The sequence below is a fragment of the Cecembia lonarensis LW9 genome (assembly GCF_000298295.1).
Taxonomy (GTDB): domain Bacteria; phylum Bacteroidota; class Bacteroidia; order Cytophagales; family Cyclobacteriaceae; genus Cecembia; species Cecembia lonarensis.
This window is the reverse complement of the sequence record NZ_AMGM01000084.1, coordinates 1-16,088: the sequence shown is the minus strand read 5'-3', so window position 1 is coordinate 16,088 and position 16,088 is coordinate 1. Positions and strand designations below refer to the sequence as shown.

Below are 16,088 nucleotides of genomic sequence, written 5' to 3'. Positions count from 1 at the left end.
TTGATAGCATTCATCACCTGCATCATGGAGACATTGTGTGCTTTCATGGCTACAGGATCCAAGTCCACCTGATATTCCTTCACGTGACCACCTATACTGGCCACTTCGGCCACGCCTTCAGCTCCTGCCAAGCCATAACGCACGTAGTAATCCTGAATGCTCCTTAGCTCATGTAAATCCCAACCACCAGCTGGGTTCCCATTTTCATCCCTGCCTTCCAAGGTATAGAAATACACCTGACCTAGGCCTGTAGCATCAGGACCAAGTTTGGGCTGCACCCCTTCAGGTAGCAGGCCCGCTGGAAGGGAATTGAGTTTTTCCAAAATTCGCGATCGGCTCCAATAGAATTCCACATCATCTTCAAAAATGATATAGATAGAAGAGAAGCCGAACATAGAGGTGCTTCGGATAGATTTTACCCCAGGCATTCCCAAAAGGGATGTTGTCAGGGGATAGGTGATCTGATCCTCCACATCCTGAGGGGAGCGTCCCATCCAGTCGGTGAAGACAATCTGTTGGTTTTCACCAATATCAGGAATGGCATCTACCGGAACTGGGTCATTGGGAAGAAAACCTGTATCCCAGTTGAATGGAGCCGTCACAATCCCCCAGCCTATGACCAAGAAAAGGAGGATTACTGTGACCAGTTTATTTTCGAGGAAAAATTTGATGATATTATTTAACATAAATTCTGAATTTAGCTTAATTCATCTGCAACTTTTCTGAGTGATGGAGACAGATATTGGTGGATACTTGTCCGCCTGTGGCAGATTGGATATTGGTAGATACCAGTTCCCAATACAAAACTTTGCTTGGATAAAGGGGGGAAATCGCGGGAAAGGCTGTAGTTAGACCTTTTAGGTTTTGAAAACCTGACAGATCTTCAAATTGGATCTACAAATTACAAGAAAGCAAATTGAATCTTTGTGCCTTAGCGGCAATCCCTTTTTAAATAGGGAGAAAAATCAAATCAGGAATACCTGACAAAAAATATAAATAGGGGTATTGTGGAATATGTGCGGAGAGCAATCAGCAAAGACTGTTTTCTCTTCTATAGCAGCAAAAATGACAGGTAATTCAAAGGTAAACTCAGCGTTAAGCAACTCGGCAAACTGAGATTGCACGATTAATACGTCGGACAACTGTTGATCCGAATTAGGCAATTCCAGGTTGGAAACATCATCGCAACAACCTGGCATGGGTGTATTGGACTCGCAACAGGTCTTATACTCTGTGAAGACATTAATATGCTGAAAATCATCTCCACAAAAATGCATGGAATAGCTCAAACCTGCGTTAAAAAACACATAAAAAACGAGTAGCGCTATTTTGATAAATGACTTCACGGGAAATGTTTACGCATCAAAGTTACGAAAGTTATGAATATTTTAATGCATATCCTTAAACCAGTTAAAGCGCTCCTTGATAATATTTCCCTTTTCTTGTTTTAAATAGTCCAAAAAGGCCTCTGCTACAGGTGAAAAACGTTTATTCTTCATGTAAATCAAGTTCCAAGTAGTAACGATTGGAAAATCTTCTACGGGAACAATCTTAAGGTCTCCATCCTGAATTTCATTTTTTATCCCGATCAAAGGCATTACCGAATAACCTAATCCGGCAATAACCGCCTGCTTTACCGCTTCATTGGAAGTGAGCTCCATCTTTTTCCTGACAGGAATACCATTATCCCTCAGGTACCTCTCCATAGTCAACCTTGTTCCTGAACCCTGTTCTCTATAAATAAGGGCTATATCTTCAAAGAATTTTTTACTGTATACCTTTTGGTCAACCTCAAATTCTTTATTGGCCACCAAATAGAGCTTGTTTTCCATCAAAGGAATACTTTCTACCTGCATGGCTTCCGGCAAAATAGACACCAAGGCAAAATCAATCTCATTTTCATCCAAACTATTTATAACCATAGCCTTATTGGTCACATCTAGCTTCAATTCGATCCCCGGATGTTCTTTTATGAAGCCTGCCAGAAAATACGGCATCACATATTTGCCTGTAGATACTACGGAAATCTTCAATTTACCCGTCAATTGTCCTTTGTAGGCAGCTGTTTTATAATTAATGGCACTTACCTGCTCGACAATTCTCTCTGCAGCTTCTGCAATTTCTTTTCCGAAGTCTGTGATATACAACCTCCTCCCTACTACTTCTGTCAAAGGAATATCAAATTGATCCTGAAAATTTCTCAATTGGATAGATACTGCGGGCTGGGTAAGATGCAATTCTTCAGCAGCTTTGGTAATGCTCTGTGTTTGGGTAATCTTCAAAAACACCTGAAGTTGATGTAAGGTATAATTCATAAATATATTTTATGGATCTTATTATAAATATAAATAAAAATATATAGTATATACTGAAGAACTTTGTGAAAAGTTTCAATTCTGAGACATGAAAAGAAAAATATTTGTTTGTTGTTCATTTTTGCCTGTCAAATCCTTCTTGGAGCAAAGGTTTGGAAATAACCATTATTTTTTAGAGCGGCATGCCGGTCTGATACAGCCCGAAGAAGACCTAGCCATGATAGAAGAATTACTGCAAACGGGCAACTTTGACGAATTGATTTTTACAATTGATTTAGACTGCATTTTTTTTCAAGAAATCATCTCCCAAAAAAACGATTTGGATTTCCCTCAAAAAGATTTTTTAAAGCATATATTCCGGAAAAATTTCACGGAAATTCAAAAAGAAACAAAATTTTCTTCCAAAGTAGCTGCACTTTATCTTGCATACTTGGAGGAGATTTCCTTTACTTTGTCCAAAGAAATGTATTTTCTTGAATCAATTTATGGCGACCAGCTTCATTTAAAAGGCATGTTGACTCAGGTGCGAAAAGAAAAATCCATTGAGTTCAATATCAATTTAGCCACACAGGCCCTATGAACTACCATTTATTACTCGACAACTTCACCAACCCGGCTTTTTTATTTTTTGTTTTAGGTATTCTGGCAGTTCGCCTAAAAAGCGATCTGGAGATTCCTAACAACTCCTCCAAATTCATTTCTCTTTACCTCCTTTTTGCTATTGGTTTTAAAGGTGGACAAGAACTGGCCCACAGTGAATTCAATATGGGAATCATTTGGGCTGTTTTGTTTGGTATTGCGGTGGCCAGTGCGATTCCATTGTATACCTTTTTCATCTTAAAAAAACGTTTCAGTGTTGAAAATGCGGGGGCAATTGCCGCTGCTTATGGGTCAGTTTCTGCAGTTACCTTTGTTACAGCGGTGTCTTTCTTAGAGATTCAACACCAACATTTCAATGGATACATGGTAGCCATCATGGCATTGATGGAAGCTCCGGCCATTATATTGGGCGTGCTGTTGATCAAAATTTTCGGCCAGGACAATGGCCCTCAAATGAAATTAAGAAAAGTTGTCAATCATGCATTTACCAATGGTTCAGTACTGTTGATCTTGGGAAGTCTGATCATTGGCCTGCTGGCATCAGAAGAAGAAGCTAGGGGAATTGAACCTTTCACAACAGATATTTTTAAAGGATTTTTGGCCATCTTCTTATTGGATATGGGTATCACCAGTGGTAAAAAATTAAAGGACTTTCTGGATTCTGGGAAGTTTACAGCGATTTTTGCCATCCTAATTCCCCTGATCAATGGTGCAGTAGTAGCCTTTATATCCCAATGGATCACTGATAGTGCCGGCGACAGGTTCATGTTTGCCATCCTAGCAGCTTCAGCTTCTTACATCGCTGTTCCGGCAGCTATGAAAATTGCCGTACCCAAAGCCAATCCGGGCATATTCCTCCCTATGGCTCTGGCAGTTACCTTCCCTTTCAATATCACCCTCGGTTTTCCTGTGTATTATTGGATAGCATCAAGCCTATAATTTTTCTTCAAATTGGGTTTTGAAAATAGAAATTGATAGTAGATTAGGGGCTGAATTATTAATTACGTTAACTTATATGGCAAACAAATTACTATTATCTGTCATTTGCTTTTTTTCTTTCTTTTCCATCTCAAAAGCTCAAATTGAATCCAGTATCGTAGACGCTGCCCATGCTTATGCCCGTGCACAGATCAATGCTGATGTAGAGTCCATTCTCAATTTCACGCACCCTGGTCTGATAGAACAGGCAGGCGGACGTGAAAACATGAAAAAGACCCTGCAATTGATCCACCAAAACCAACAAAACAAAGGCATTAAATTACAGGATTTTAGGGTCAAAGAATCCATTCAGCACACCCGCTCCAATGGAGAAATTCATGCCTTGGTTCCGGTAGTCACCACCAGTAAAGTTCCGGGAGGACAATTGATCAGTGAAACCAATCTGATCGCGGTCTCAGAATCAGGGGCGGATCGTTGGTATTTTATTGAGACTACTTCCATTGATGAAAGGAATGTAGGAAAAGTTTTGGAAAACTGGGATGGCACACTCATTCTGCCTTTTAAAAAGGCTCCCGTTTTCAAAGAAGATAAAAAATAAAAAACCTCTCCCCCATTGATTGGGAGAAGAGGTTTTTTATAGGTTTCTTATTTTCCATTTGGCCTTGAAATAGCCCCAAATCACTTTGGGGCTCATGCCTTTTTTCCCCTTGAAGCCTCCATCATATCCCACATTTCTTGGGGAATCATGTCCAGGTTATTGAATTCACCGGCTCCCATTAGCCATTCCCCTCCATCTATGGTGATGACCTCACCGTTGACATAGGATGAAAAGTCGGAAACCAAATAAGCAGCCAAATTGGCCAATTCCTGATGCTCGCCGACCCTCCCCACCGGCACTTTTTTAGCTGGATCAAACTTCTTTACCAAATCCCCTGGCAACAAACGGCTCCAAGCACCTTCTGTAGGAAATGGCCCAGGAGCAATGGCATTGGATCGGATTTTATATTTTGCCCACTCAACAGCCAATGAACGGGTCATGGCCAGAACACCAGCTTTGGCGGCTGCACTGGGAACGACAAAACCTGAGCCAGTCCATGCATAAGTGGTCACAATATTTAGGAATGTCCCCGCCTGCTTTTCATTGATCCAATGTTTGCCCGCAGTCATGGTCACATTGGCAGTACCTTTCAGCACAATATCCAAAACCGTATTGAAGGCATTGGTAGATAGCCTTTCTGTTGGACTTATAAAATTTCCTGCAGCATTGTTTAAAACCACATCCACCTTCCCATAATGGGAAACAGCATCGGTCCACATTTTTTCGACCTGTTCTATATCCCTCACATCACAGGCCAAAGGGAGCACCTTTCCCCCTGTTTCACTTTCCATTTCCTTGGCTGTTTTTTCCAAAACATCCAATTTTCTGCTGGTGATCACCAATTGAGCCCCCAACTTTAAAAAATATAGCCCCATGGACTTTCCTAGCCCGGTCCCTCCACCGGTTACCAATATGGTTTTTCCTTCCAACGCCCCATCACGGAGCATTCCTTCGGTATGTGTCATATGCTTCTGAGTTTATAGATTTTTGAATATAGAGAATCCAACAAGTAAAAAAAAGCCGGGAATCTGTATTTTGGCATCATTTTATTTGTCAATGAAAGCGTATAGATTTACGGACAATTTAACATGATGTTTTCAAGACCAATTATATTGATTTCAATTATTGCATTAATCTCCTGCAATCCAGATATAGACAGGGATATCACTACTGACCTACAAGTAGAGGGCAGGGAGGTTTTCAGGATTTCCTTGGCCTTGGAGGAGTCCTATTTTCTTGCTTTACAAAATCTGGAATCTTACAGGAATGCTGATACCCTCTCACTTCCAGGCTGCCCTGACATACAAATCAATGAAGCTGAAAGAATGGTCACCCTAGACTTTGATGTAGAAAGGGAGTGTCCTTCAACTTTTAGCGTTGAGCGAAAGGGGAAGATACACCTGCAATTTTTGCAAACAGGAACCTTTGAAAGGACTACCCGAATGACCTATGAAGATTATCAGGTAAAGAATTTTCGAATAGAAGGAACACGTGAATTTCGTCAATTGCTGAACCTTAACCGAAGAAGTGAACAGTTTTCAGACCTACTGATTTTGGATTCCTTCGGTTCTTCTTCCCGGATAAGCGGCGATTATGATTTTACCATCAGCTTTGAAAATGGTACAGTGACAGCATTTGAAGTCACAGGAAGGCTTAATGGCAGAAACATTACCGGCAGACCACTTCAAATGACACCTGTAAGTCCAAAAAAATATAGCATTGCCTGCATTCGTTCGGGCCAACACCTTCCATTTGCCGGATCTGAAACCTGGCAAATTTTTAGGACGGCGACCATGGCCACCGCACATAACCTGAACTATGAGTCTTCAACAGATTGCAGCAATAAGGCCGTCATCAATTTAAGTGATGGCAGACAAGTGATTTTTGAACAGTAGGCCTATGGGTTAAAAGTATTTTTTTAACATAAGTCAGCTTGGGAGGGCTTTTATTCTTATATTTTTGAAAAATATCGTTGAAAACCTTTTTTAAACCAAAAATATGCAATTGACAACCCAAGTGGATCATTTTAATGGATTGATTATTCTACCTTTTTTGGAAAACGAAAATGCAATACAATCGAGAAGTGAGTTTCCAAGAGCACAGGTAAGCAGTGAGTTGTTTTCCGGTGTAAAAGATAGCCAGTTTTTGATCGAAAGGACAGAAGAAAACCAGGTATTTCTTTTCATTGGTCTTGGAAAAGACCCGGATTATAAGTCAATCAAAAATGCATTTCGAAGGCTCACTGCAAAGCAGGAAAAGCTATTCAAAGAACATGTCCTATTGGTCCTTTCCGAAGATTTCGGCGAGCAAGCGATGGAAGCAGCAGTTTCAGGTCTCTTACTGGGAACTTACAGGCTGGGTCACTTCAAAAGTCTTGAAAAAACCCAAAAAGATTGGGAGAAAGTAAAATTGGGTGTTTCCTCCTCCATTCCAAAAGCAGAAGAAATTGTCCGCCGCGCTGAAAAAATTGCTGCAGCACAAATGGAGACTTTCAAGTTGGTGGACCTTCCTCCGAATACGGTCACACCACAATACCTCGCGGAATGGGCCCAATCTACCGGAAAATCCTTAGGCATGGAAGTTAAGGTCTTCGGTAGAAAAAAAGCAGAAAAGGAAAAACTACATGCTTTTTTGGCTGTAGGACAGGGCAGTCAAAAAGAACCACAATTTATAGTCATGGAATATCGGCCCAAGCAGGCCCTAAAACACGTTGGACTGGTAGGAAAAGGGGTGACTTTTGATACTGGGGGACTGAACATCAAAACCCAAGGCATGGTCCATATGAAATGTGATATGGGGGGGGCTGCCACTGTTCTGGGAGCTATGCAGCTCATTGCCGACCTTGGTCTTCAGGTTCAGGTGACAGCCATAGTTCCCTGCGTCGAAAACGCCATTGACAAACAGGCTTACCTGCCCTCAGATGTCATTCAAAGTCACAGTGGAAAAACCATTGAAGTCATTGATACCGACGCAGAAGGCAGGTTGATCCTGGCAGATGCACTCAGTTATTTGGTCAAAAACTACAGGCCTGAGCACATTGTGGATTTCGCAACACTGACCGGAAGTGCAGTAGGTACTTTCGGTTATGAATGTGCCGCTTTATTTTCTCAGAATGAGGAATTGATCCAAAAATTAAGGAAAAGTGGTGATGCTGTAGGAGAGCGTATTTGGCCACTTCCTATGTGGGATTTATACAAATCGGAGATGGACTCTGAAATTGCCGATATCAAAAACTACCATGGCAAGCCTTATGCAGGAGCCATAACAGCCGCTAAATTTTTGGAGTATTTCACAGATGGACATGCATCATGGGCTCATGTGGATATAGCAGGGACAGCTTTTGGGGACTCTGAGTTTGCAAAAACCAAGCATGGGACAGCTTTTGGTGTGCATTTATTACTTAAATTCATGGAAAATCTTTAAGCTATGGGCAAAGAAAATAAAACATTTTTATGCATTTCGAACTACTTCAAAGGAAATGCCTTTTTGATAGCCTTGAAAAAAGCAGGCAATACGGTTTTTTTGGTGACTACAGAAAAGCTACGGGATAGCAATTGGCCTCACGAGTACCTGGATGAAATCTATTACATGCCCGGGCAGGACCTGGATTGGGACATGGATAAATTACTGGCAGGTGTTGCCGGTATCATGAAGCATACCAAAATTGACGCCATTGTAGCTTTGGACGATTATGATGTAGAAAAAGCCACCTACCTAAGAGAAAACCTTAGAATTCCAGGTATGGGACAGACCACAGGCAGGTATTTCCGGGACAAATTGGCCATGCGCATGCGTGCCCATGATGCAGGCGTATTGGTTCCTGCATTTTCAGCTCTTTTCAATGACGAAGAGATCAATCACTTTGCGGATACTGTTCCAGCACCTTGGGTACTCAAACCCCGCTCAGAAGCTTCTGCCCATGGAATAATCAAAGTGTATGACAAAGACAGCCTTTGGCAAAATATCCATGAGCTAGGCGATAACCGCATCAAATATTTGGTGGAGCAGTTCAGGCCAGGAGATGTGTACCATGCGGACAGTTTGAATTTGGATGGCAAAAGTATCTTTTGTACCGTATCCCGTTATTTGGCTACGCCCATGGAAATCTCCCAAGGTGGTGGTATTTTCAGAAGTGCCAATATCACTTACGGCACTGAAGATGATAAGGCTTTGAAAGAAGCCAACAAAAAAGTAATGAAAGCTTTTGGTATGAAAAATGGGGCAGCACATACTGAATTCATCAAAGGCAAAGAGGATGGTCAGATATATTTTCTGGAAACCTCCTCTAGGGTGGGAGGTGCCCATTTGGCAGAAATGGTAGAAGGTGCCACTGGGGTCAACTTATGGACGGAATGGGCTAAAATAGAAGATGCCATCTCCAAAGGCAAGGAATACAAACTACCAAAAGTGACTAAAGGTTATGCCGGTATCGTTCTGACGCTGTCCAAATTTGAACATCCTGACCTGTCATCCTTTGATGATTCAGAAGTGTGCTTCAGGGTACCACTGGAGTATCACGCAGGCCTGATCGTCAAATCAAAAAAACAGGAAAGGATACTGGAGTTACTTGACAATTACGCGGCAAGATTGAGTGATGGATTCTCTACCGTTGCCGAACAGGAAAAATTGAAGAAATTTCATTAACGATTGAAAAAGGGATGTTTGTTCATCCCTTTTTCGTTTTTACCCTCAATATTTACCGTTCGCAAATTTTAGGTTTTTCAGGAGGATTTAATAGATACTTTTACCATGAATCCGGAAAATAATATGAAAAGAATATTGATTGTCATCTTTCTACTTGGCTTTAACTTTCCATCCATAGCCCAAGTGGATACCATTGAAGTCTTCAGCCCGGTCATGCAAAAAACGCTTCGAGCTGCCGTGGTCAAGCCCTCCACTTATTCCAATACTGCTCAAAAATATCCCTCCATATACCTTTTGCATGGAGGTTCGGGAAGTTTTTCTGACTGGCACCAAAAGGTAACCAAAGAAAACTTATTGATTGACCTGGCCAATCAGTACCAAGTGCTGATCATTACCCCTGGAGTAGGCCCTGCCTCCTATTATTACGACAGCCCTTTGATGGATACGGTTAAATATGAAACTTACTTCATTAAAGAGCTTATTCCCTTTATAGACCAAAACTACAGGACCTACTCACAAAGAGAAGCAAGGGCCATTACAGGTCTATCTATGGGCGGACATGGTGCGATGATGCTGAGCGCAAAAAACCCTCATATGTTTATCGCTGCCGGAAGCATGAGCGGCGTGATGAACATTGACACAGACCTTTGGACAGTCAATGATGAATTTAGAAAATTGAGAAAAGAAGCTCAAAAAGCCATGTTGGGTGAAATTCAATACCAGCACCCCTTCAGCGAGTACACTGCTGTAGGTTTGGTGGACAGGATGAAGAAAAATGGCATCGCCCTGCTTTTCGATTGTGGTGTAGATGATTTCCTGATTGCTACGAATAGACAGATCCACGAACTTCTCCTCCAAAATAATACCCCTCATGAATACACAGAGCGACCAGGTGCCCATACTTGGGATTACTGGACGGAGGCCTTACCTTTCCACATGCTTTTTATTGACAATGTTTTTAAAAAACATAAACAAACCCAAAAATGACCAAGAAATTAACTTTGATTTGGCTTTTCCTTATCCTCTCTGCTTTTGCCCATGCCCAAACTGAGCTTCAGCGATGGCAAAACAGGGCTTCCCAGATTGAAATATTCAGAGATGCCTGGGGTGTTCCACATATTTACGGGAAAACAGATGCCGATGCAGTCTTTGGTATGATTTACGCCCAGTGTGAAGATGATTTCAACCGGGTAGAAGTGAATTACATCAACGCGATGGGACGGATGGCAGAAGTGGAAGGCATTTCAAAGCTTTATACTGACTTTCGTATGAGGCTGTATATTGACGAGGATGTAGTCAAAAAAGAATATGAAAACTCCCCCGCTTGGTTGAAAGACCTGATGGATGCCTGGGCTGATGGCATCAACTATTTCCTACACAGCCATCCGGAAGTTCAGCCCAAACTGCTTACGAAATTTGAACCATGGATGGCTTTGACATTTAGCGAAGGAAGCATTGGTGGGGATATTGAAACGATCTCTGTCAATCAGTTGAAGGCTTTCTACGACAAGGATTTCCATTCCAACCTGGTCCTTCAGGAAAGAGACTGGATGGAAGAACCCAGAGGCTCCAACGGTTTTGCCATTGCTCCAAAGTTAAGTCAATCCGGAAATGCGCTCTTACTGATCAATCCCCATACTTCCTTTTACTTCAGGCCTGAGGTACATATGGTCAGCGAAGAGGGGCTCAATGCTTATGGGGCAGTGACCTGGGGGCAATTTTTCATCTATCAGGGCTTCAATGAGTACAATGGCTGGATGCATACCTCCAGCCGGGCTGATGCCATTGACCACTTTGCCCTGAAAGTAGAACAAAGGAATGGCCAATATCACTACCTTTTTGGAGAGGAATGGAGGCCCTTAACAGCAAAAAACATAAGCCTAAAATACAAAGAAGGTGATGAATTAGTGGAAAGGGAAATTACCGCCTTTTACAGCCATCATGGGCCTGTGATAAGAGAAGAAGACGGAAAATGGGTGGCCATTTCCTTGATGGTCGAAAGGGTAAAAGCTTTGACCCAGTCTTACAGCAGAACCAAAACCAAGAACCATCAGGAGTTCAAGGCCACCATGGATTTGAAGACCAATTCATCAAACAATACCGTTTATGCAGACCGGGACGGGAATATAGTGTATTACCATGGCAACTTTATTCCCATTAGAGACCCTCAGTTTGATTGGAGGAATGTCGTAGACGGAAGCAATCCCGCCACAGATTGGAAAGGCCTGCATGAGGTAGAGGAGATGATCTATATTGAGAATCCTGAAAACGGTTGGATACAAAACTGCAATTCTACCCCTTATACAGCAGCAGGCCCCTACAGTCCTAAAAGAGAGAACTACCCTGCCTATATGGCCTGGGACTTGGAGAATGCCAGGGGGCTGAATGCCGTCAGGGTCCTTACGGGACAAAAGGGCTTCACCCTCGAATCACTGATCGCTGCTGCTTATGAACCCACCCTAATGGCCTTTAAGCCATTGATTCCAGCAATACAAAAAGCCTATGACGCACTACCTTCAACAGATCCCAAAAAGGCAAGCCTGAAAGAGCCCTTGGAGACCTTGAGTGAATGGGACCTGAAAACAGGTACCGGCTCGGTAGGGACCAGTTTGGCTGTTTTCTGGGGTGGACAGTTGATGGCAGATGCAAGGGAACTGGACAGGCCTTGGGACCGCTATATTTTTGATTTCCTTGCCGAAGAAACCAGTGATGCCATGAAACTGGAAGCCTTTGAAAAAGCGATCAACAAACTAAATAAGGATTTTGGCAGCTGGAATACCCCTTGGGGTGAGATCAACCGCTTTCAAAGGGTAACCAATGAAATCCAGGGCAAATTCTTTGATGAGCTTCCCAGCCTTCCTGTGGGATACAATTCTTCTCTTTGGGGTTCCTTGGCCGCTTATGGCAGCAGGGCATATCCCAATACCAAAAAGTGGTATGGTACTGTAGGCAATAGCTTTGTGGCTGTAGTGGAATTTGGAGATAAGGTGAAGGCCAAAAGCATCTTGGCGGGTGGTCAGAGCGGAAACCCTTTCTCCCCGCACTTTGTAGACCAGGCCGAAAAATATGCCAATGGGGAGTTCAAAGAAGTGAATTACTACAAAGAAGATGTGATAAAAAATGCGCGGATCAGGTATCAGCCGGGAAAGAAAAAATAAATCCCGGAAATTATCGATCAAAAATATGGGCGAAAATGGTTTTCGCTCATTTTTTATTAAATTGGGTAGCGAACTGTTTTTCATTTACTTAGGAAATCAGATTAAATTAAACCATGCTCAAGAAAATACTGATTCCAATTCTAATACTTGTCCTCTTCAGCAGCCATGTAGGGAGTCCTGGGGTAATTTTTGAAGGGTTGTTAGGCCCCTATAGGGTTTTGGCCAATATCAATCCCCCGGATGTAGTTCCAGGAACAGCCATGGTCACCGTGATCATTCCAGAGAATCCTGAAGGTCTGACTATGGAAGCAAGACCCGTATACTGGTCCGCAGGATTGAAGGGAACCCCCAAAGCAGACCCATTATACCCTGTCGCAGGGGAATTGGGGAAATATGAAGGAGAACTTTGGTTTATGGAATCAGGTACCTCCAGTGTGCAATTGATCATGCAGCAGGGAGAGGAAACCTTTGAGACCATCATTCCCGTGATGGCTGTGCCTACAGCACAAAAAGAAATGCCTATGGAATTAGGGATCGTTCTTGCACTTTTGGGTATACTTTTAGTGGTATTGATGGTGACTATTGTAGCTTCAGCCATGAGTGATTCCATCCGAGAACCTGGAATGGAACGTACTGCAAAAAGCCAGAAAAGAAAAAAGCTAGGCATGATGGTAGGCACCGTCGTAATGCTATTGATTCTTTGGGGTGGTAAATCCTGGTGGGATGCTGAGTCAAAACAATACAGAGATTACATGTTTGAACCACTCAGTGGGACTTCCACTTTTAAAAGCAATCCTGACGGAAATTACATGCATCTTGCGGTGGATCCGCTCAAGAGTACACAAGGAAGGGTCACCCGGAAAATAAGCTTTATTGTTCCTGACCATGGCAAACTCATGCACCTCTTTTTGATACGAAAAGGAGACTTGGACGTATTTGCCCACCTGCATCCTGAGCGATTAGACACCTTGAACTTCAGGGTCAAACTACCTCCACTTCCTTCTGGGGACTACCATGTTTTTGCCGATATCACACGCTATACCGGCTTTGCGGAAACCATCGTTTCTGAGCTTAACATACCGGAGTCCAGCAATTTCAGATTGGTTTCCGATGAAGCAGTTGTTTTGGGACGAGACGATACTTATACTTTCTCCAATCCTGTTTCCAACAAACTGATCACGCTGGATGGAGACATCATGATCTGTGGAAAGCCCGGCATAAAAACCGATCTTCCGGGAGGATATTCGGCAGTTTGGGAAACTGAAACCGGGAAATTTGAAGCAGGAAAATTGTATAATTTGGATTTTGCCCTATTTGACCCCAGTGATGAGCCTGCTAACCTGGAACCTTACTTGGGCATGATGGGGCATGCAGTGGTATTGAAGCATGATGGATCGGTTTATATCCATTTGCATCCCACAGGAAATTATTCTATGGGTTCTCAGCAAATGCTTTTGGATAGATTTAAATCCGGAAAAATTGGATTCACAGATATCCCTCAAAGTCTGAGCTTTCAGGACAGTATCGATCAGGTGGTAGCCTTTCTGGATGCCCTGCCCGATGCGGAAAGAGACAGCCTTTTGATGGGAGACATGGTGCACTACAATTGGGAGGACCCTGAGCACGAAGAACACAGCATGGTGAGTTTCCCCTATGCTTTCCCGGAAAAAGGGAATTACCGAATTTGGATACAAGTTAAAATTGACGGAAAAATTGTCAATGGTGCTTTTGATGTAGAAGTTGAATGAAATTGATATGAAAACAAACTTCAGTACCCTAACCTTAGAAGATGCTTTAAGAACAGAGTCTACTGTATCAACAAGGGTAATACCAAGCTTTATTTATGCTTCGGTTTTCGCTTCTTTTTGTATTGCCGTAGGCTTGCAATGGGATATTTCATGGCACATGAGTGTGGGAAGAGATGGTCTGTTTTCACCACCGCATCTGGCCATTTACCTGGGAGCCATCATTTCGGGTATATTTTCCGGTATCAAAGTGCTTAAAACCAGTTTTTGGGGAAGCCTGGAAGAAAAACAACAAACCATCAAGTTTTGGGGCATCTTCCACGGTTCCCTGGGCGCCATGTTCTGCATTTGGGGCGCTTTTGCCATGCTGACTTCAGCGCCTTTCGATGATTGGTGGCATAATACCTATGGCTTGGATGTGAAAATCCTTTCTCCTCCACATGCCGTCCTGGGATTGGGCATGATAGTGATCCAATTTGGTGCACTGATTTCTGTGATCGCTGTACAAAACAGGCTGGGTAATAATATACAAGAAAAAGCAAAATCCCATCTTCATTGGCTTTACGCATTGAGTTCAGGTTTTCTATTGGTAATGGGCTATACCTTCTTTGCGGAGTATTTCTTCCTCAGCAGGCAGCACCATGTCTTAACCTATCAGGTAGCTATGGCTGCGCTTCCGATCCTGATGGTTTCTGTAGCCTATGCCTCTCCTTACAAATGGGGGGCTACCAAAATGGCGATTGTCTACACCTTATTGATGGCCGGAATGGTATGGGTTTTGCCCCTTTTCCCGGCAGAACCTAAACTGAGTCCCGTATATAATTACATCACAAGGTTTCAGCCCTTCCATTTCCCATTTATCTTGGTGGTTCCTGCTTTGGTGATTGACCTGATGGTGGCCAAATGGAAAAATAACAATAAATGGGTTTTAGCAGCTGCACTTTCCCTTGGTTTTGTGATCAGCTTCGTTCCTGCACAATGGTACTTTGCGGAATTGCAGATGTCAGAATATGGCAGAGGATGGTTCTTCGGCAGGTATTCCCTCCCCTATTTCGCCAATCCTGATTCCCCTTACCGCTACATCTTCCACCCCAACTACATCAGTCAGGGCTGGGATCTGATCAAAGGGCTGGGAATAGCAGCATTGATTGGACTGATAACCTGTAGGCTGGGACTGGCCTGGGGCCATTGGATGAGTCAGGTAAAGCGATAGGAGAATAGGTGATTAATTATTAGGTGATTGGTTTTGCAGATAATCCAAAAGTTTTTCTAGTTTTTGGGCGGCCTTGAAAGATAAAACTACCTTTCTCATCTCTCGCCTCTAACCTCTCGCTTCTCAAAAATCACGGCCAACGATTAGGTACCGTATGCTTGTTCAATATCCTTTTGGCCTCCTTTTGTACTGAGGGCAGTTTCTGAGCCTGCCAGATATTTTCCCTGGCATAGCGGCCCGCTGATTCCAATTCCACAATGGGAGCTGGATAGTCAACTCCGATTTTTACCTGATATAGGTCTTGCTCAATGGCCGTCCAATTCCATGGCTCATGGATCAAGGAGGCAGGCACAAGATTTAATTCGGGCAACCATTTTTTGATATATACGCCATCCGGATCATGGTCCTGGGACTGCTTGACCGGATTGTAGATGCGCACGGTATTGATCCCCGTAACCCCTGCCTGCATCTGAAACTGAGGGTAATGTATACCCGGTTCAAAATCCAAAAATAAACGGGCCAAGTGATCCACCCCAGTCCTCCAATCCTGCCAAAGGTGATGGGTCAAAAAAGAAACCAACATGGCCCGCATCCGGAAATTCAGGTAACCGGTTTCCTGTAAACAACGCATGCAGGCATCTACCAAAGGATAGCCTGTCCTAGCCTCCTTCCAAGCATTGACTTTATTTGCATCAAAGGGTTTTTCAAGTTCTTCAAAACCTATATTGACATGCCTGAATTCCATTTGAGACTCCATCTCAAATTTCTGGATAAAATGGCAGTGCCAGCGCAAGCGGGACTGGAAATTGGTCAGATTTCGTACTTGAAATTTCTCCTTTTTCTTTTTTCTGCCGCTTGATATACCTGCCGCATGGA

15 protein-coding genes are annotated in these 16,088 nt (G+C 43.0%); 10 read left to right on the top strand and 5 right to left on the bottom strand.

From position 1 onward, the window contains the following. The 3 genes from B879_RS17465 to B879_RS17455 form a co-directional block, all read right to left on the bottom strand. On the bottom strand, window positions 1-686 hold a 686-nt coding region (locus B879_RS17465; RefSeq protein ID WP_040401034.1), incomplete at its 3' end, for an efflux RND transporter permease subunit. Window positions 687-965: 279 nt separating this feature from the next. Next, window positions 966-1,346 carry an HYC_CC_PP family protein gene (locus tag B879_RS22895; RefSeq protein WP_009186541.1) on the bottom strand — a complete coding sequence of 127 codons (381 nt, stop codon included), beginning with the start codon at window positions 1,344-1,346 and terminating at the stop codon, window positions 966-968. A gap of 42 nt (window positions 1,347-1,388) precedes the next feature. After that, window positions 1,389-2,315, bottom strand: coding sequence for a LysR family transcriptional regulator (locus B879_RS17455; protein WP_009186540.1), 927 nt, complete (start codon window positions 2,313-2,315; stop codon window positions 1,389-1,391). A gap of 88 nt (window positions 2,316-2,403) precedes the next feature. On the opposite strand from B879_RS17455, the gene B879_RS17450 reads away from it, so the two are divergent. From B879_RS17450 to B879_RS17440, 3 genes are all read left to right on the top strand, one after another. Then, on the top strand, window positions 2,404-2,895 hold the full coding sequence (locus tag B879_RS17450) for a hypothetical protein (protein ID WP_083847959.1): 492 nt from the start codon (window positions 2,404-2,406) through the stop codon (window positions 2,893-2,895). Next, on the top strand, window positions 2,892-3,854 hold the full coding sequence (locus B879_RS17445; RefSeq protein WP_009186538.1) for a sodium-dependent bicarbonate transport family permease: 963 nt from the start codon (window positions 2,892-2,894) through the stop codon (window positions 3,852-3,854). Before B879_RS17450 ends, B879_RS17445 begins: the two co-directional genes overlap by 4 nt. Before the next feature lie 76 nt (window positions 3,855-3,930). After that, window positions 3,931-4,452, top strand: coding sequence for a hypothetical protein (locus B879_RS17440; RefSeq protein WP_009186537.1), 522 nt, complete (start codon window positions 3,931-3,933; stop codon window positions 4,450-4,452). A 92-nt stretch (window positions 4,453-4,544) separates the two neighbouring features. On the opposite strand, the gene B879_RS17435 is transcribed toward B879_RS17440, so the two are convergent. Beyond that, on the bottom strand, window positions 4,545-5,417 hold the full coding sequence (locus B879_RS17435; protein ID WP_009186536.1) for an SDR family oxidoreductase: 873 nt from the start codon (window positions 5,415-5,417) through the stop codon (window positions 4,545-4,547). A gap of 123 nt (window positions 5,418-5,540) precedes the next feature. Here B879_RS17435 and B879_RS17430 point away from each other — a divergent pair, with 123 nt between their 5' ends. The 7 genes from B879_RS17430 (at window position 5,541) to B879_RS17400 (ending at window position 15,212) form a co-directional block, all read left to right on the top strand. After that, entirely contained in the window at window positions 5,541-6,347 is an 807-nt protein-coding gene (locus B879_RS17430; RefSeq protein ID WP_202949656.1) for a hypothetical protein, read from the top strand. Between the two features lie 103 nt (window positions 6,348-6,450). Continuing rightward, a complete protein-coding gene (locus tag B879_RS17425) occupies window positions 6,451-7,875 on the top strand; it encodes a leucyl aminopeptidase family protein (RefSeq protein ID WP_009186534.1) in 1,425 nt (474 codons plus the stop codon). A gap of 3 nt (window positions 7,876-7,878) precedes the next feature. After that, on the top strand, window positions 7,879-9,096 hold the full coding sequence (locus B879_RS17420) for an ATP-grasp domain-containing protein (protein WP_009186533.1): 1,218 nt from the start codon (window positions 7,879-7,881) through the stop codon (window positions 9,094-9,096). 123 nt (window positions 9,097-9,219) lie between these two features. Then, window positions 9,220-10,083, top strand: a complete 864-nt coding sequence (locus tag B879_RS17415; RefSeq protein WP_040401037.1) for an alpha/beta hydrolase — start codon at window positions 9,220-9,222, stop codon at window positions 10,081-10,083. Beyond that, on the top strand, window positions 10,080-12,254 hold the full coding sequence (locus tag B879_RS17410) for an acylase (protein ID WP_009186531.1): 2,175 nt from the start codon (window positions 10,080-10,082) through the stop codon (window positions 12,252-12,254). Before B879_RS17415 ends, B879_RS17410 begins: the two co-directional genes overlap by 4 nt. Before the next feature lie 113 nt (window positions 12,255-12,367). Beyond that, window positions 12,368-14,002 (top strand): DUF8832 domain-containing protein, encoded by a 1,635-nt coding sequence (locus tag B879_RS17405; protein ID WP_009186530.1) that lies wholly within the window; start codon window positions 12,368-12,370, stop codon window positions 14,000-14,002. A gap of 7 nt (window positions 14,003-14,009) precedes the next feature. Further along, window positions 14,010-15,212 carry a hypothetical protein gene (locus B879_RS17400; protein WP_009186529.1) on the top strand — a complete coding sequence of 401 codons (1,203 nt, stop codon included), beginning with the start codon at window positions 14,010-14,012 and terminating at the stop codon, window positions 15,210-15,212. Window positions 15,213-15,342: 130 nt separating this feature from the next. Here B879_RS17400 and B879_RS17395 read toward each other — a convergent pair. Beyond that, on the bottom strand, window positions 15,343-16,088 hold a 746-nt coding region (locus B879_RS17395), incomplete at its 5' end, for an FAD-binding domain-containing protein (protein WP_202949655.1).